The 18,382-nt window shown below is 45.1% G+C and carries 12 protein-coding genes; 7 read left to right on the forward strand and 5 right to left on the reverse strand.

The window, feature by feature from the left end:
• The first annotated feature begins 70 nt into the window (after positions 1–70).
• From hsdR to ACO6VE_RS06730, 7 genes are all read left to right on the forward strand, one after another.
• On the forward strand, positions 71–3,577 hold the full coding sequence (gene hsdR / locus ACO6VE_RS06700) for a type I restriction-modification system endonuclease (RefSeq protein ID WP_422460456.1): 3,507 nt from the start codon (positions 71–73) through the stop codon (positions 3,575–3,577).
• A 78-nt stretch (positions 3,578–3,655) separates the two neighbouring features.
• Positions 3,656–5,266, forward strand: a complete 1,611-nt coding sequence (locus ACO6VE_RS06705) for an N-6 DNA methylase (protein WP_422460458.1) — start codon at positions 3,656–3,658, stop codon at positions 5,264–5,266.
• A 2-nt stretch (positions 5,267–5,268) separates the two neighbouring features.
• A complete protein-coding gene (locus tag ACO6VE_RS06710) occupies positions 5,269–6,666 on the forward strand; it encodes a restriction endonuclease subunit S (protein WP_422460460.1) in 1,398 nt (465 codons plus the stop codon).
• 91 nt (positions 6,667–6,757) lie between these two features.
• Positions 6,758–8,488 carry an ATP-dependent nuclease gene (locus ACO6VE_RS06715; RefSeq protein ID WP_422460462.1) on the forward strand — a complete coding sequence of 577 codons (1,731 nt, stop codon included), beginning with the start codon at positions 6,758–6,760 and terminating at the stop codon, positions 8,486–8,488.
• Positions 8,481–10,094 carry a UvrD-helicase domain-containing protein gene (locus ACO6VE_RS06720; protein WP_422460464.1) on the forward strand — a complete coding sequence of 538 codons (1,614 nt, stop codon included), beginning with the start codon at positions 8,481–8,483 and terminating at the stop codon, positions 10,092–10,094. The genes ACO6VE_RS06715 and ACO6VE_RS06720 overlap by 8 nt, the downstream gene beginning before the upstream one ends.
• 137 nt (positions 10,095–10,231) lie before the next feature.
• Positions 10,232–10,369, forward strand: coding sequence for an alpha-amylase (locus ACO6VE_RS06725; protein WP_269672715.1), 138 nt, complete (start codon positions 10,232–10,234; stop codon positions 10,367–10,369).
• Positions 10,370–10,429: 60 nt separating this feature from the next.
• A complete protein-coding gene (locus tag ACO6VE_RS06730; RefSeq protein WP_422460467.1) occupies positions 10,430–11,314 on the forward strand; it encodes a helix-turn-helix domain-containing protein in 885 nt (294 codons plus the stop codon).
• A 304-nt stretch (positions 11,315–11,618) separates the two neighbouring features.
• Here ACO6VE_RS06730 and ACO6VE_RS06735 read toward each other — a convergent pair whose 3' ends face one another.
• The 5 genes from ACO6VE_RS06735 to ACO6VE_RS06755 form a co-directional block, all read right to left on the reverse strand.
• A complete protein-coding gene (locus tag ACO6VE_RS06735; protein ID WP_422460469.1) occupies positions 11,619–12,014 on the reverse strand; it encodes a group I intron-associated PD-(D/E)XK endonuclease in 396 nt (131 codons plus the stop codon).
• Between the two features lie 242 nt (positions 12,015–12,256).
• Complete coding sequence (locus ACO6VE_RS06740; protein WP_422460471.1) at positions 12,257–14,146, reverse strand: TniQ family protein; 1,890 nt, start codon at positions 14,144–14,146, stop codon at positions 12,257–12,259.
• Between the two features lie 269 nt (positions 14,147–14,415).
• Positions 14,416–15,042 carry a type I-F CRISPR-associated endoribonuclease Cas6/Csy4 gene (gene cas6f, locus ACO6VE_RS06745; RefSeq protein WP_422460473.1) on the reverse strand — a complete coding sequence of 209 codons (627 nt, stop codon included), beginning with the start codon at positions 15,040–15,042 and terminating at the stop codon, positions 14,416–14,418.
• Positions 15,043–15,053: 11 nt separating this feature from the next.
• Positions 15,054–16,175 carry a type I-F CRISPR-associated protein Cas7f/Csy3 gene (locus ACO6VE_RS06750; protein ID WP_422460475.1) on the reverse strand — a complete coding sequence of 374 codons (1,122 nt, stop codon included), beginning with the start codon at positions 16,173–16,175 and terminating at the stop codon, positions 15,054–15,056.
• Positions 16,138–18,369 (reverse strand): type I-F CRISPR-associated protein Csy2, encoded by a 2,232-nt coding sequence (locus ACO6VE_RS06755; RefSeq protein WP_422460476.1) that lies wholly within the window; start codon positions 18,367–18,369, stop codon positions 16,138–16,140. The genes ACO6VE_RS06750 and ACO6VE_RS06755 overlap by 38 nt, the downstream gene beginning before the upstream one ends.
• Positions 18,370–18,382: the final 13 nt, after the last annotated feature.

Genomic DNA, 18,382 nt, shown 5'->3' on the forward strand with positions numbered 1-18,382 from the left:
CTTCTAAACGCCACATCAATATGAAATACTCGTCGTTTATCAGCCCATTTGCCACATGAAAGCGTTGTCCATGGAAACCAGTAACTTTCAGTTCTTGATAGGCGTCAACGACATTCTCTACCGGCTTGCTTTAGCCGCAGAACGAAATTACCCCGACGATCCAAACACAACCATGGTCAAACTGCGCATGTTTGGGGAGGCGAGTGCCAAACATCTGGCAAAGTTACTCTGTGTTGATATTTCCGATAACCAGCATGAGCTGCTTCGAGAGCTGGCAAAGATTGCCTGGGTCGATGAGTCCATTATCTCGGTATTTCATAAACTCCGTAAGCTGGGCAACGAGGCAGTTCATAAGTTTCATGATGATCTGGGTGATGCTGAGAACTGTCTGCGTCTCGCTTATCGCTTGGCGGTCTGGTATTACCGGCTGCTGAAAAAAGAGACCGACTTTGTCGCACCTGTATTTGTTGTACCTACAAGCCAATCGGGTGAAGTACTGCAAAAAGAAGTTCTGAATCTGAAAGAGGAGCTTCGTAAGGCTCAAGGTTTCAAAACCGAAACTGCGGACGAACTGGCTTCCAAAGAGAATCAGCTAATCGCCTTACAGGGCTATATTTCCATTCTGGAAAGTAAGCAGGAAGAGACTGAAGAGCAGACAAAATCCCGTATTGAAGCACTGGAAGCTCAGCTCAAACAGAAAGATGCAGAGCTGGCCAAGAAAACTGAACGCCAGCGGAAAGAATACAAGAAAGAGATGACGGAACGGGCTGCCAAACGCAGTCTTGATCTGAGCGAAAAAGAAACCCGGTTCCTGATAGATGACCAACTTCGTCAGGCCGGTTGGGAAGCCGATACGCAAAAATTCACTTTCGCAAAAGGTGTCCGTCCAGAGCCAGGTAAAAACCGTGCTATCGCTGAATGGCCTACTGCTGATGGTGGCTGGGCAGATTACATTCTCTTTGTCGGCCTACAACCGGTTGCTGTTGTGGAGGCAAAGAAGCAGAACTCTGATGTTAGTGGCAAACTGAACCAGGCTGAGAACTATAGCCTTAATTTTGACCACAATTTCCTTCAGCAAACTTTGCTGGATGAGACAGCAGATGAAGACGCACGGACATTAATTAACGATCACTTTACCGATAATCAGCCAGTCTGGGTCGACTCATCAGGTAGCAGATATTTCCAGATTCCGTTTGTCTACTCGACCAATGGTCGTCCTTACCTGCGGCAGTTGCAGACCAAGAGCGGCATATGGTTTCGGGATGTTCGCAAAAAAACAAATCATCCCAAGGCATTGCCTGTGTGGCATCAGCCAGAGGAGCTTCTCAGCAAACTCAAAAGCGACCCGGAAAAGGCACATGAGTGGCTAAAAACCAATACTCTGGATCGTTTAGGCTTACGTTATTTTCAGGAAGAAGCTGTTCTGGCGGTGGAAAAAGCCATAGAGCGCGGTCAGCAGAATATGCTCCTGGCTATGGCAACGGGAACAGGAAAAACCCGAACAGCCATAGCCATTATGTACCGGCTGATACAGTCCGGACGCTTTAACCGTATTCTTTTCCTGGTTGATCGTACCGCACTTGGAGAGCAGGCCATCGACTCCTTTGATGATACCCGTATCAACGATGAGCCGTTTAACTCCATCTTTGACATCAAAGAGCTGACCGATAAATTCCCGGATGACTCTACGGCCATTCATGTAGCCACTGTCCAGTCACTGGTTAAGCGTACGTTATTCAGCGATGAGTTCATGCCGACAGAACGCTATGACGCCATCATCGTGGATGAAGCCCACCGAGGTTATATTCTGGATAAGGAGCAAACGGAGGGTGAACAGGTCTTCCGTAACCAGAAAGATTATATATCCTCCTACCGGCGAATTCTTGATCACTTTGATGCCGTAAAAATCGGTCTTACAGCAACCCCCGCATTGCATACACTGGATATCTTTGGTGAGCCTGTCTATCGCTACAGTTATCGGAAGGCTGTCATTGATGGCTACCTCACCGATCAGGAACCACCGATTAAAATTGTCACCACATTGTCTGAAGATGGCATAAATCTGAAAAAAGGAGAAACCGTTCAGAGAATCACCAAAAATGGAGAACTGATTCTGGATGATCTGGAGGATGAGCAAAACTTCGATGTTGCAGATTTTAACAGAAAGGTCATAGCCCCAGCCTTTAACAAGGCCGTTTGTGAAGAGCTGGTTAATCATATTGACCCTGCCAGCCCCCAGAAAACGTTGGTTTTCTGCGTTAAAAACAGCCATGCCGATATGGTGGTTGAGGATCTGCGCGAGGCGTTCAAAAAGAAATACCCTGAGCTAGAAAGCGATGCCATCCTGAAAATCACCGGTGAGAGTGAAGATAATCCAAAGCGTCTGCAGAGCCTGATCACCCGCTTTGATAAAGAGCGCCTGCCTAACATTGTTGTGACGGTGGATTTGCTCACCACTGGGATCGATGTACCTAGCATCTGTAACCTGGTCTTTTTACGAAAAGTGAAAAGCCGGATTCTCTATGAGCAGATGAAAGGCCGGGCAACCCGCCTCTGTCCAGAAATAGGAAAAACATCATTCAGAATCTTTGATGCGGTTAATCTCTACGAAACACTGGAACCGGTTGATACCATGAAGCCCGTGGTCATCCGGCCCAAGGTATCCTTGAGAGAACTGGTCAATGAGATTACTGATTCCGAAACTTACAAAGTTCAGGAAGCGGATGGTCGCAGTTTTGCCGAGCACAGCCATGAGCAACTAATCAGTAAAATTCAGCGCATCATTGGGCTGGCCCAGTTTAACCGGATCAAATCCACCGAGGTGGATAAGAGCATCAAACGCTTTGACGATGTGCTGACAGGCATTGCCGGGTGTGACTTCAATAGTTTCGGTCGGGTATTGAAAGAAAAAGGCCCGCAACTGGCCGCTGAAATCTTTGAGAAAGACCCAGGAATGGTAGAACGCCTGGAGAACCTAAAGGAGTTGATCAACGATCTCCGTGATGAACCGATCTTTACCGATATTCCGGACCAGGTTATTGATGTCCGCCGGGAATTTGGCCTGTTTGATAAAGCCGAAGACTTTCTTGAAGCCTTTGACAGCTTCGTAAAAGGCAATCTCAACAAACATGTTGCGCTCCAGACCATTGCCAACCGTCCAAGGGATCTCACTCGCAGGGAGCTACTGGACTTGGTCGAGTGGTTCGACAAAGAGTACTTCGATGAATCCAGCCTCCGGGTTGCCTGGAAGGCAAAAACAGATCAGGACATTGCCGCCCGTTTGATTGGCCATATCCGTCAGGCTGCCGTTGGTGATGCACTCAAACCCTTTGATGAGCGCATTGACCATGCCCTTGTCAAAATCAAGAATGAAAATCAGTGGAGTCCTGTTCAGCAGGAGTGGCTGGACCGTCTGGCGAAAACCCTGAAAGAGTCCGTGGTGATAGACGACGATACCTTTAAGATTGGCAACTACCGTCGCAGAGGCGGTAAACGCAAGGTTGATGCCGCATTCGAAGGTAAGCTCACCGAAGTTCTGGATAAGTTCAGTGACTATATGTGGGATGAACTGGCCTGATTCCCATACAATAGAGCCAATATCCTTTCATCATGGAAGCTGGGTACTCCAGCTTTCTCACCGTTTTGAGAATTCTGTATGAACAAAAACGACCTGGTCTCCAAGCTCTGGAAGTTATGTGATGACTTGAGAGATGGCGGCGTCTCTTACCAGAACTACGTGAATGAGCTTGCCACACTCCTATTTCTGAAAATGTGTGAAGAAACCGGACTGGAAGAGGATCTGCTTCCCGATGGTTTCCGCTGGAAAAACCTCCTGGAAAAGAAAGGGCAGGATCAGCACCAGTTCTATCGCAATATGCTGGTTCAGCTGGGCGATGATCATCACTCTGTGGTACGAGCCATCTTCCAGAATGTGAATACCAGCATTACCCAGGCCAAAAACCTCACCAAGCTGGTCTCCGCCATGGATGCCCTGGACTGGTACAATGAAGACGAAACCGCTGCCCGTGATGACTTCGGCGATATGTATGAAGGTTTGTTGCAGAAAAACGCCAACGAAACCAAGTCTGGCGCTGGCCAGTACTTTACGCCACGGGCACTGATCAAATCCATGGTACGGCTCATGCAGCCGGAAGCGCGTGAAATTGTGCAGGACCCTGCTGCCGGTACCGCAGGTTTCCTGATTGAAGCGGATCGCTACATCAAGAACAACACCAATGATCTTGAAGACCTGGACGATGATGTTCAGGAGTTCCAGCGCACCAAGGCGTTTGTTGGCGTTGAATTAGTGCCCGGAACCCGCCGTTTAGCACTGATGAACTGTCTGCTTCACGATATTGAAGGCGAAGGCGAAGGTATTATCAAACTCGGCAACAGCCTGGGTGCCACCGGTGAAAGTTTACCTGCGGCTGATCTGATTTTGACTAACCCACCCTTTGGCAGTGCTTCTGGCAGTAATATCACCCGTAAGTTTGTTCACCAGACCAATAACAAACAGCTCTGCTTTATGCAGCATATCTACAACAATTTGGAGCCCGGTGGTCGAGCAGCGGTGGTTGTGCCGGATAACGTGCTGTTTGAGGGAGGGATGGGTACATCCATCCGTAAAGATATGATGGACAAATGCAATGTGCATACCATCCTGCGACTGCCGACCGGTATTTTCTATGCGGCCGGCGTGAAAACCAACGTGATCTTCTTCCAGAAAGGGACGCCAGACAATCCAAATCAGGATATAGGTTGCACCAAAGAGACTTGGGTGTTTGATCTGCGTACCAATATGAATTCTTTTGGTAAGCGAACACCTTTCACAGAGCAGCACCTGAAGCCGTTTGAGGAGGTGTTTGGTGTGGATAAAAACGGTCAGAGCTCGCGCTCAGATGGTGTTTACCATGTGCCCGGTTCAACCCATGCACCAAATGAAAACGAGCAAGTGGTAGCCAATGCCCGCTGGCGTAAATTTGATCGGGATTATATCAGCACGGTAAAGTCAGACTCCTTGGATATTTCCTGGTTGAAAGACCGTTCCATTACTGATGCTGCCACTCTCGGAAAGCCGGAAATTCTGGCGGAAAAGGCAATGACTGAAATGGTGGAAGCCCTGCAGGAGATCAACAACCTGATGCTGGCATTGGGAGCCAAGGAAGCTTCTGATAAGTTGATTAACACTCTGGCCAGTGAGTTTGATCTTGCGCCTCGTGAGGAATTAGAAGCTATTTCCGCAAACGGTGAAGTAGAGGGAGTTTAACGATGGAGAAGCTTCCTAAAGGATGGATAAAAACCACGCTCGAAAATATTGCCATTTGGGGGGCTGGCGGCACTCCCAAAAGAACTGTAGATACTTATTATGGTGGAGATATTCCCTGGATTAAAACAGGTGATTTAGGCCCCAAGTGGCTTTCTACATCTTCTGAAACAATCACTCAGTCAGGTTTGGAGAACTCCAGCGCCAAATTTTTCAACAAAGGGGCTGTGGCTATCGCTATGTATGGAGCCACCATAGGTAAAACATCCATTCTGGGTATCAAGGCAGCGACTAATCAGGCATGCGCTGTTGGGCAGCCACTTGCGGGAGTTACGTCATCAAAATTTTTATATTACTTACTAAATAACGAAAAGCAGCGGTTCATTGATAAAAGCAAAGGTGGAGCGCAACCAAATATTTCACAAGCAGTTATTCGTAGACATGAAGTCTATCTTCCATGTCTTGCTGAGCAAGAACGGATTGTTGAGAAGCTGGAAGACTTACTGGGACAAGTTGCCACAACTCAGGCCCGGCTTGACCAACTGCCTACAATCATCAAACAGTTTCGGCAATCAGTTCTGGCGGCAGCTGTGACTGGGCAGTTAACAGAAGAGTGGCGTAGCTCTAATGAATACCAAACTGTCTATGGTAAAAAAATACCTTGTAGCTGGACTATTGAACCTGCAGAAAAGGCATGTCTACGTGTGCAAAGTGGGTCTACACCCAGAAATAACCCTTTTGAGCAAGGCGGCACCGTACCTTTTCTCAAGGTATACAACATAGTTGATCAAAAGATTGATTTTGCTTATCGCCCACAATATATAACGCTTGAAGTAAGTGAGAAGTCTGACCGTTCTGCTACGATTCCCGGTGATATTCTGATGAATATTGTTGGTCCTCCACTTGGAAAAATTGCGATTGTTTCTGATCAGCACCCTAAATGGCACATAAATCAAGCGATCACCTCATTTAGGGTAAATCCGAAGAAGTTGCTGAACACATACTTATATTATTTCCTATGCGAGGGAGATCTTGTCAGAGATGTAATGCATGAGACCAAAGGCATTGTCGGGCAAATAAATATTTCTTTGACGCAATGCCGAGAAGCTTTGGTTCCACTGCCTCCCATTCCGGAGCAAGAAGAAATTGTAAAGAAAGTCTCTGAATACTTTGCACTTGCCGATGTTCTTGAATCCAACCTCAAAAACGCCAAAGCACAGGTGGATAACCTGAGCCAAAGCATACTGGCAAAAGCCTTCCGGGGCGAACTGGTTGATCAGCAGGAAGGGGGTGAGTCCGCCGAAGTTCTGCTACAAAAAATCGCCGAGGCCCGCGTCGAAGCTGAACTGCTGGAAAAAGCCACCAAAAAAGCAACCCGAGGCAGAAAGACTGCCAAAGCCTGAACCGATTTACCCAATACCAGGTGGGCAATTAGCCCACCTCACCCCAAGCAAACCACCACTCTTCTGTCAGTAATAGCGAGCAATAAGACCGATGAACATTGATCAGGTCATCCTGAAGGGATTCCGTAATTTCAACGATGCCACCATCAAATTTGCCCAGAACACCCTGGTCATTGGCGGTAATGATGTTGGGAAAAGCAACCTGATGCATGCACTGCGCATGCTGCTGGATAAAAGCCTTTCCGATATGGATATCGAGCCGACTGAGCTGGATTTTCATATCGATAAGGATGGTAATCAGGCTGATACCTTTGAGATCACCATCGCTTTTTCAAAGGTTGAGGAGGATGCTGTTCTTTCTGTGCTGAAAGGGCATGTCAGCGACGAAGGTGAAACCTTTTTCCGGCACGTTGGGCAACGAAACGGATCAAGCTTTAAACTCTATATGGGGCACTCACTGGCTGACTTGGAAGAGATAGACAGCCGGTTCTATCTGAAGCATATCAACCTGAAATACGTTCACTCACAACGAGATTTGCAGAAGTTTATCCAGAGAGAAAAACGCCACTTGCTGAAGTTTGCGCAAGAGAGCTTGAGTGATGAAGAAAAGGCGCATGATACAGACAAGCTTGCAGCTATCACCAGATCACTGGGAGTGATTAATGCTGATGTGAGCCAACTGAAATATGTAGCCAATGCAACCCGCCAGGTTAACGATGAGCTGAAAGAGCTTGCTCACCACCATGCGGATTACAGGGTTCAGCTGGACTCCGGCGCTATCCAGGTAAATCAGTTCATCGAAAAACTTGAACTGGGTGCGAACACCAACGGCTCGCAGGTAATGTTGGGTGGTGATGGGCGTAATAACCAGATTTTGCTGGCACTTTGGAAGAGTAAGAGCGAACGCGAACATGATCATAACAGCCAGGTGACCTTCTATGTTGTAGAAGAACCTGAAGCGCATCTTCACCCCCACCAACAGCGTAAACTGGCTCAGTACCTGAACACCTCGCTTCCTGGCCAATCTATCATTACATCCCACTCCCCACAGATAACTGCTAAATACAGCCCGGATTCGATTATCCGCTTGCTTAATGAAGATGGCGCAACTCGGGCTGCCAGTGAGGGTTGTTCAGACTGTATCAGTACCGCCTGGGATAACATGGGTTACCGGATGAGCATTCTTCCTGCAGAAGCTTTCTTTGCCAGTGCAGTTCTGCTCGTTGAGGGGCCATCGGAGGTGCTGTTTTATAGTACGCTGGCAGAAAAGCTTGATATTGATCTGGACTTTTACAACATATCCATTCTTGCTGTGGATGGTGTTCAGTTTGAGGTGTATACCAAAATATTGAATGCCATGGGTATCCCATGGGCCATGCGGACGGATAATGATGTTTCAAAGATTACGGTAAAAAAAGTAGAGTTAAGACAGCTTGCTGGTGTTAATCGTTGTTATGAAGTTGCAGGGATTGAGAAGCTACCTCATAGACCAAAAGAGACAACATCTCACTCCCTTGTGAGTGATGACACTTGGGGTACTGTGTCAGGAAGCGTGAACGCTTTGGGTATATACCTATCAAAACAAGACTTGGAGTACGACCTCTCTCTTGAGTTACCTAATGAGCTTTGTACATTCGCAAATAAGGAGCTGACTGATATTTCTGCTGCTGTGAAATATCTCCAGAAACAAAAAGCCATAAGGATGAGAAAGTTTCTGGGGCAGTATGGTGAGGCCTTGGAAAGCATCCGCAGCGGGGAGTTGGCAAAGCCACTTTTGTTCTGTCTGAACAAGGTTGCGGAGGGGGCTACTGGTGATGAGTGACCTTACTTTCACTGAAGAGCAGCTGGAAGCAATAGAACATGATGGCAACATGGTTATCACAGCCTGTCCGGGAAGTGGTAAAACGACCGTTGTTGTTGAGAAAATTCGCAGAATTGTTCCGGAACTCAAGCCTTACCAAGGAGTTATCGGTATAACCTTTACGGTGAAAGCCAGCGAGGAGTTAAAGAAACGGTGTAAAAAAAATGCCTTCGACACCAGGCAAAGCTTCTTCGGCACCATTGATAGCTTCTGTCTGAAAGAGATTATTTTCCCGTTTGCAAGTCACCTATGGGGGAGGGCTGAGTGCGAAGTTAAACCTGTCCTAAAAATGAGTGATGAAGAAAAAGCTGACTTTGGTGGATGGGACTGGGCAACTGAGCATTTTCAGGATTATGAAAATATTCTGAAACAGTGGTATCACTCAGGCAAAATTCCCATGGCTGCTACTGGAGCCCTTGCTTGTCATATTCTTGATCATTCTCCTGCGTGTACCAGATATATCACGGCAAGATATAAAACTGTTTTTATAGATGAGTATCAGGACTCTTCACAGCCTCAGCACGAGCTATTTCTGAAGCTGGTGTCTTTGGGGTTAACGGGTATTGCTGTTGGAGATGAGGATCAAGCTATCTACGGGTTTCGGGATGGGAACAAAGAGTTCATCAGGCGGCTGATAGATAGTAATGATTTTGAAACCTTCCCCATTTTGATAAATCATCGCTGTCATCCATCTATTTCAAACTATGCGCGAAGGGTGATACGACCAGAATGTGAACTCGCTCCTGCTGATGATCTGCGAGTTTACCGCGCAAGCCGAAGAGGTACTGTCATTGATCTCGGCAGAACTATTTCTGAATCTATACCGAATATAAAAGAAAGGTTAGATATCACTCATAACTCAGATATAGCCATTCTGGTCAGAGCCAAGAGAAGCTTACGAAAAGTTGCCGAAGGGATGACTGTTCTGCATCGAGTCCATGAAGATGACCCATTGTCGGATATTGGTGATGAGCATGCAAAGTTATGCATTAACCTTTTACACTACCGCTTTGATAAACAGTTAACCGCGGAAGGAGTTATTTCAGAAAATCTGATGGAGGTGTCCAGCAAAGCTAAGTCCACGTCCCTAAGGCAACTGATCAAAAATGTCAGGAGCTGCGAAGATGAAGAACTATGTTCTGCAATACACTCAGTAACCACAGAGATGTTTCCTGAGCCTATCTCCCGTAGCGTTGCTGATACTTTACAAGTTGTGTTGGGTAACCCGGAGCTTCTTGCAAAATTCTACCCGGTCAACAAAGACGAAGTGCAGATTATGACTCTACACAAGGCCAAAGGACTTGAGTTTGATGTTGTCTTTCACCTCGACCTTTATGAGTGGTCTTTTCCTCTCAAAAGGCCTCAAGATGGCTGGAATACGCCAGCTGTTTATGTTGATTTGGAAGAGGATAAAAATCTGCATTACGTGGGGATCACTCGAGCCAGAAAGGCTTGCTACTTGTTGACGAGCCTACAGAGATTCAACTCAAGAGATGAAGTTAAGGGTGGTAGCCCGTCAGAATTCTTCGATTTGCCAGGTTTAGAGGGTCTCTATGAGCACAAATAAGTATCAGCTGATGTGCAGTTACAAAATATCAGTAATTATCAGCTTTTTATCATGGATATATCAGTAGCGTGATTTTCTGCAATCTCTAACATTTACCGGGCCATTCCGGCACCACAAACCAAAGGCAGGTAACTGTTATGAGTAAGCAAGCAAACCACGAAGCTGACATGGTAAATGCCAACAAAGGTACTTCTGGTACTAACACAACCTATGACAAGAATCAGGGGAATCGTGGCAAGCAGATGAATCCTAATCAGACTGAAAAGAAAAAGTAGGAACCTGTGGCGTCAGGCTCAGTAAAATAACCTGACGCCATTTCTTCAGGAGCAGTACCGATGACACAGGCCAAAAAGAAGAATAAACCATTCCGGCAAACCAAAAAGCTGATACGGATGGCTCTTGAAGATGGTTGGACCCAGACAGAGATTGCGAAAAAAGCCCGTGTAACACAAAGTGTGGTTAGTGGATGGGCTACCGGTAAGACTAAGGCAAAAGAAAACCAAATTCAGTTTCTGCTTGATGAGTATGGCGACCGGCTACGAAATGGCTCCTGCCATGTGTATTGTCATGCTGAAAAGTATTATGAAGTCGATCAAAACTTGATCAACTATCTGAAAAAAATGGATATCCCGCTCCCTGATAATTCATCTCATATTTCTTCCATAGAGCTGAGAACCTTGATCAAGGCGGGAATCGGAGAGGAAGTAAGACTTCCTGCCGAATTGGTGTTAGAAAAAAGGGAAGAACTTTTCCAGGTTGATGCCCCCATCATTTTCCGATTTACCTTTCAGTGCGAGTTAATTGTTCATAAAAAAATCAGAAAGGTTTCAACTCATCGCTGGCTATTACATAACATGGGTAGGGGAGGATTCATACTGGCGAGACAATACCGGCGCACGCTTTCTGGTGAACAATCTAAGACGGAAAACAGGCGTAGGCAGCAGTTCAGTGAAAGTGGTGTGAAGGTCCCAAAAATTGCCAGCTTCCCTGACATTTTAATTGGTGGAAGCAATGATGAGGCGGGTCGTTGGTTGACTGATCTGGATGAATTGAAGACCACCGATGATCTGATTGCCAGGACAGAAAAGCTCGTAGAAGGGATGAAAGAAGTTATTAATATCCGACTGCATGACTTGGGGGTTGTTCTGTTCTTATTGAAAAAGGCTCTAATTGAAGCAGGTTTTCCTATAAAAGGGGTCAGAAAATTTGCAGCATTTTGATATAATTCAAAGAAACCCAAAGCCAAGAGCTGAAGGCTCAAAACCCGTCTGACAGGCACTCAGACATACCATTGTTACCTGTCTTGAATGACGTGCCGTATACTCGACCGACGCAGTCCGTCGTTATGCCGCCGGTAACGCCTTGAAATAGGCCAATTTGAAGGGGTAGCAGGAGTTTGCCATATCGTTTGGCTAGATGAAGGTTCTGTGTTCAGAACTGGTTTCGAAAGGCTCTCTACCAATAGGGATTGGGGTGGGCGAAACCGGGTATTCTTCTGTTGAGGAGAACACCCGGTTTTTATTTTTAAATACGCTCAAAAGCTTTAAGGAATGGCTTTCGATCCTGATGAAAGCGAATATGGTCTTTGGAGTTCAGTCGTTTTCTTTTTTGCTGGAATGGCCGAGCCAGATACCCCCAAGGGGAGCGACGGGAAAAATAGATGATGTAATCCAGATCAGCATCTCCCCACTTATTCTCAACGATGATATCTTCCTGATTGGTATCCAGAGATTTGACCTGAATACGATAAAAATTGTGTTTATCCGCCACCAGTAAGTCGGTTTTCATATCGTGGTCGATCATTGGCAGGAAAACTTCCCAGCCATCAGATACAAGCCAGCTGGCGGCCTGAGATTCGTAGGAGATTTCTTTATAGTGACGTTGGGCAGGGGCAGTGCGAACAATATTTTTGACAGGCATAAGGACACTAATAAATTCAATGCCCGAAAGAGGTTATGGCCCACCGTTTTCGAGCAGAATAGTCCCTTCTGGGAACCATTCTAAAATTTATTATCACCTTACAGGGTATCCCTTGTAACTAACTGCAAAGGCGGCCAGCCTTGCCTGAGCTTCGTTTGAAGTCTTGGGCATTAATGCAGCTATCAGACAGTGTTGCCTGTGATAAAGACTTGCGAGCATGATAATCATAGCGATAGAAGAGTTCAACCAGGTATCAGCTCCTTCAGAGCCTTTTTGATAGTTTTGTTTTTTCGATAAAAGTGGCAGTAGCCATTATCAACTGTTGGCCCTGAAACGGGGTTGATTTTTTTGGTTTTGAGCAGCTTCCTTAATTTTTCACTGACAATACCCGTTTGCTGGCTTAAGGTTCGGAGAAGATAGAACTTATCTTTAAAGGCAATTACTGCTGATTTTTTACAGGCTACGACAGGCCGAGATCTACCAGGTAGATGAATTTTTTCCATAGGCAAGTGGTCATCATTAAGTAACCCATAAACGATGTCTTTATTACAGCCAAGGTGTTTCTGGATATCTAGCGGTTGCCAATACTTAGATGACGACTGAATCGAGGGACGTAAAGCTCTTACTTCCGCCTCAGAAAACAGTAGATCTCCCAAGACAGGTGCTTTACTGGCAGAAGCTGGCTGTAACTGGTCACTCAAAATAGCGTCCACAATTTCTGGCAAACCTATTCTGTGATATGAAAGCTGTTCGATGCTTTGTTGTAAACTCAGGCAATGAGTTCGTTTATACCCTTTAAACAGACATCGTTTATTAATTTCATGGAGAAGAGTATCGATGGCTTCTGGTTCAAAATACCAGCCCCTAGATTTGTCTACTGTCGGACCACGGAATGGAATAATGCCACCTTTACGAATCATTCCTCGTAGCTGGTAAACGGTTATGCCCAACTTTTCTGATGACTCAGAAATGGTCAGTAGTTTTTCCAGTAACTCCTTTAGAGCTGGGAGGTGCTTTCTTGAGATTAGTTTTATGTTGCTATTTGTGCTTTTTAAAGGGATCTTCAGGCGCTTACAGAAGCGCTGGAGCTGTTCAGGCCGAACATCAAGCTCTTTAGCTGCAACTCTAACTGCAACCTGATCTGCATTGATGCGTTTTTGCTTGAGGTCTTCCATCGTCTGTCTGATAGACTGCTTACGGTACGCGTTATATGCCTCCCAAAGAGGCTGGTAAATAGCCCTTTCCTGGTTTGCATTAATCAGATAAAAAGGAGCTCCTATCTCTTTGCTGATTCCGTCATTTGCTCCCTTATCTCGCCGTACTTTTCGACTGTCACTCAGCAACTGGCAGAAGTTATGAGGCCAGTTATCGAGGTAGCTCATGGCATTGCTATAGTGCTCATGGAGCTGATAATTAGGGGCAGACTTCAACGAGAGAAACTTTCGGCTTTTTTCAGCATCATCAAGCAACTGATAGTCAAAAGTAGCCAGAGCACTGACCATCTCCAAAACTTCAGCCAAACTATGATTCCTCAGCACTTCTGGAATTAAGCGGTTGTTGACTTCTTTATTCATACAGAGCTGATAGATGAATCTTGAAAGTCGGTATTCCTTTAGTAGAATTTTATCACCAGTGTAATGACGATAGTCGCATTCACAATTGTGACACTGGTGAATTCCAGGGCGATTCCATCTAAGGCGGGTATCGCATTCTGGGCAGTGGTCAAAAAGGTGAATATGGTGCGTAGGGCAAACAGTTAAAGCCGGAATATCCCAGACTGCAAGAGCCATATTATTGGATTCAAGGCATATGGGGCAAATTCGAGGGTAGTCGAGTCTTAAATGCTCATTGGCTATGTGATGATTGTGGATAATTGACTGTTTTTGATCATTCAAGCCATAGCGCAATGACTCCAAATCCTGCAAAGGCATATTGGTGATTTTTGCCAGTTTGCTGAGATCCGCATCACCCAGAACGTATTTACTGGCCGTGTCATAATTTCTGCCAGTCCAGAGATCGGCCATCTCCAGTACGTACTGGGTTGTATGGTAACTGTTCGCCTGAGAAAGTCGGAGAATATATCCTCGGAGACTTTCAAGCTTGTTGGATTTTGGCCTTGAAAGTAGCAGCATCCATGCTGACCTGTTTTGGATTCCTTAGTTTTAATGATAGAAGCTTATATGGCTGCGTATGCGGCAGTGAGGCAGTTATCGATCATCCTTATTGTGATGTGCTAATTTTCAGCTGCGTATGCGGCAGTGAGGTAGAGAAAAAATACTATAGCCCATTGAAAGAATAAGGCTTACCCCCAACTTAAAAGAAATACCCTTTTTCTTCATAGTTCCTGATCAAAAAACAACTCATTGAAAATAATAAAGAAAAATACCACATGCATACCCTCTCAAAATATTGGTTTGATTAGAGGCACTGAAGCCCTGTGCTCCTGAAGAGTACTAAACCCGTAATGATCGAAAGTCTGCAAACCTTCAAGTTCTTCACTCTCATCAACCGGCACCATTTGAATACAAAGAGGCATATTTTGCCCCGTACTCATGCTGTCTGGAAAAAACAGATGGAAGAAAATATCTTGGACTTCTGTCTGATGCTGGTCACTCCTCGGCTTATACTCAGCTGGGCTACTAATTTCACCACGGTCAATCTGTCTGCGTATTATACGTTTAACCTTGCGTTGCTGGCCTTTGGGTGAATTACTCGTGATCCTCTGGTTCCTTAAAAATATGGCTTTCTGGGCATTTTCTGGATCAACTTCCAGAAGCTTTGATTCCAGGATCTCACCATCAAGCATATCTCTAAAATACTCGCGTTCCATTATTTTATTAAGAACAGTCGAATCACCATAGAAAGCAATCGAGCGGCCTGGGTCATCAACATTCCATTCAGGAAATAGAGTACCTATTTGGTTGTTACCATAATGAGCAATTACAGGATGCGATTCTTGCAAGATATAGCTCAGCAAGAACTGTGGATCAGCATCTTCAGTAATAATTTTAAACAACAGATGATTCATAAAGTACAATCTCATGGATTAGTTAAATCAATTTGAGTCTTATCTGATTTATCTTTTTTCTTGTTTTTAGAACTTTCGCGGTTATAAACACCTCCTTTAATCAAGTTAGCCATACAAAAGTGAATATCGCCTAGTTCCAGTATTGATTCTTTACTGAATATATCACCGCTAAATTTTTTAAGGGTCAATATATGATCCTTTATGTTACTAATCAACGAATAGAAGTCCTGCTTGGTTCCACGCCCTCGTATAGCCCTGTGGGATTTACTGTCCAGGCCGTAAACACTTACCGGAATGTCTACCCCGAGTTTGTTCCAACGATCCCACCGCAATCCAGCGCCAATCTTTGTTGGGTGTAACATGGCCTGACGAATATCACCCAACCTGTAAAAGGCGTAGTGCCGAGATTTCTGGTATTTACCACGTCGATGGAGAAACTCTTTTTTAGCTTCAGGCAACTTTTCTATAAATTCCTCACTTGGATGGACCTCTTCTAGTCGTCCAATCTCAAGTGCCGCAGTTATAAAAAGGCGAAGCAATCTTCGTTCACCAATCAGAGCCTTTTCAATGTTTCTAATTAGTGAGTCAAACTGAAGTTTATTCGTCCCTGTCAGCTGATCAGCTGCGCATGGTAGGCCACGGAATTCATAGGGTGGGAATACTTTGTCGCTAACATTAATGATGCTCAGTGTCATAGCATCACTTTCCTGATTATTGCGCCAGAATGGCAGGCCTTGGAAAAGAGCATCTATTTGGCAGTACGCCTGATACAAGTACCCCCTTTTTTCTCCATAAACCTGACTCAACTCCTCTAGGAGTTCTGTCCATTCAGGACTGTTGCAAGAATGTGGAGTTAGAGATCTTGGCAAGTATTTGAGGGGGAATTGTATGACTAAATTATCAGCGTTATGGGGTAGTTGACATATATCCATCCGCAGAGGCATCCACTCCCCCAGTTCGGTATCCACTTCCCCGTGCCCGGCACTATGTGTAGATTGCGCACCGCGACCATTTAGAATGTCAACTGCTACAGGAAGCACTTCACCCTTAAACGTTCTGGCACTCATCAAGCCGAGTGAGGGGGCAGATGACTTTTCATAAGTCAGAATCGTCGGAATAGGGGGAACAGCCATCGTGAACCTCAATAACAGAATGTTTTTCAGCTTGGCACAAAATTGTTTTTCCTGCCGACTTGTAAGACCAAAATAAGGGTAATAGGTGGAACTCCTCGAAGGAGATTTCCGTTATCAGTCTAAGCTCCTGAACTCCAACGACGGGCTCACAGTATGCATGGTACTCCAGACGACTACCAAGACGCTGTACAGGCTCTTCCAGCAGTTTGTAACCAATGCCAGAAAAAGTGAGTTGTCTCCTATCAGGGGCTAGGTCCTTGTATGCAGAAAAAGCATCTACCAGATCTTCAAGAATATCATCAGACTTTCGTGTAAATTTTGACGAATAATCCAGGACCATCCATCTGGGAGTTCCTTCAACCTGCAACCCATAAAGCAACTCTTGCGTTGACTGATAGATCTGGAATGATTCTGCAAGGTATTCACTGGCAAAACCCTCTTCAGCAGTACTGACCATGCCCGAGGCAAATTTAACAGGGAGGCATTCTGCCAGTAAATGTCTGACTGAGATTAGTTGTTCATAATCGGAAGAACATTCCAGAACTAAATCAAATGTAAGATGACAAAACTTAAGACTCACGACATCGGACAGGGCTGTTTTGGTTTTACCATTCCAGCGGGCTGGCTCATGCTTTTTGATACCCTTTACACGCTGAAAACTGTGAATTAACCAAGCCACTTTTATATTGCTAATTTCAAACTGGAATTGGCTTTTAATGTTTCTGCACAACCGATCTGCAAACCCAACCAAAGCAGTAATTGCAGGTAGGCCAGTGGTGTATGGAGAGTTGTCGGCATGAGCATGCATAACCGTCAATTTTGGTATCAGCATATAAACGGTGGACGCATGAAAGGAAGCCTCTTCATTGTTTTTACTTACGGGGCTCTCACCGGTTACGATCTCCGGCTTTGCTAACTCAATACTTCCTCTGAACAAAGGCTTGAGATGGTTCCGGACACTTTCGCTGATGTACCTGGTAAGCGTGGGGTGATAAGTAAGCTGCTTGTAGCGGGTTCCTGATATGTATTTCTGAATAACTGCATTCGCTTGTTTCCAGATATGCTGCATCGCCTGCTCAGAAAGCTTCGCCTCAACCACATAGCTTACCTGGGTTGCATTTAATCCCTTGATATTTTCCTTCTGAAGGTCTCCAATCTGATAGGTGAATCTAAGCTGATCGAGCTTGGCAAACATTCTTGCAATGTTCTTGTGTATTAAATTGAGGAAGGCTGCCTTTTCCGGTGACTTCGGAGAGGGAATGTACCAGTTAGAGGCAAAGTCCGCCCTCTTTCTAAGTTTCAGGAAATCGCTAAAATCCAGACCAGATGTGTCAAACAGGTCGTTTTTGTTCCTCAGCTCTTTGATAATTTGAGATGTGGTTAAAGCTACTTCTGATCGTAAATTAATATCCGGCGCCAAAACTCCAATACTGCCACCGGTAGAGACTGCGAATGCACCAATATTTTCTGGGCGAGTTGGATTATGGAAAGCTCGGCCAATTAATCTTCCATTATCGCTAAGGCACAAGGTATGAATTGCTGCCTGAACCTTTGATGCCGATACAGGCGAAAGAGAAATATAATCGGTGTTAAAATTTTCATAAGTATAAGGAATAAGCACCTGAACCTGATAGGGAGGCACCGAGTCTGGAAAAGCATGATCTCTATGAATCTGACAAGAGCTTTTGATAAGCTCATGATGAGCTTTGGTGAGCCCCATTCCTGTCAGAATACCAATAAGATCAGACGACTCCTTAATGAATTCATGATAAAGAGTTGTTTGTCTACCGTTATGAATGAACTCAGTACAGAGGAAGTACCTCTTTGGCATGTATTTGGCATTGCCAGCCCAGTCATACTGGTGGTGATATTTAACCGAGTCGCTGTAAATGTAAGGAGTATCTTTTACAAAATTGGATTCTGGTAAAAATACTCGAGCTTTTACTTTTGCATCGAATATTTTAGGGTTGTGGGTTAAAAACCCCCTCAAGGCTTTGCAGGTTTCAGTGATGAAATGACTGTCTTTTAACAATTTCTTTGCAGCTTGTAAGGCAGTGCCTGCACCTGATGTTTTGGGTTTATACTTGGCTGACTGGTTGATTATTTGAGTAAAGAATTTCTTTTCTTTCCCGGTTACATCATTAGGAATAGCCAATATTGATGTCAAAAATTTATCACTTTTACTGCTAACCATACCATTTAAACAT

It is taken from the genome of Endozoicomonas sp. ALB115 (genome assembly GCF_049310245.1).
Classification (GTDB): Bacteria; Pseudomonadota; Gammaproteobacteria; order Pseudomonadales; family Endozoicomonadaceae; genus Endozoicomonas.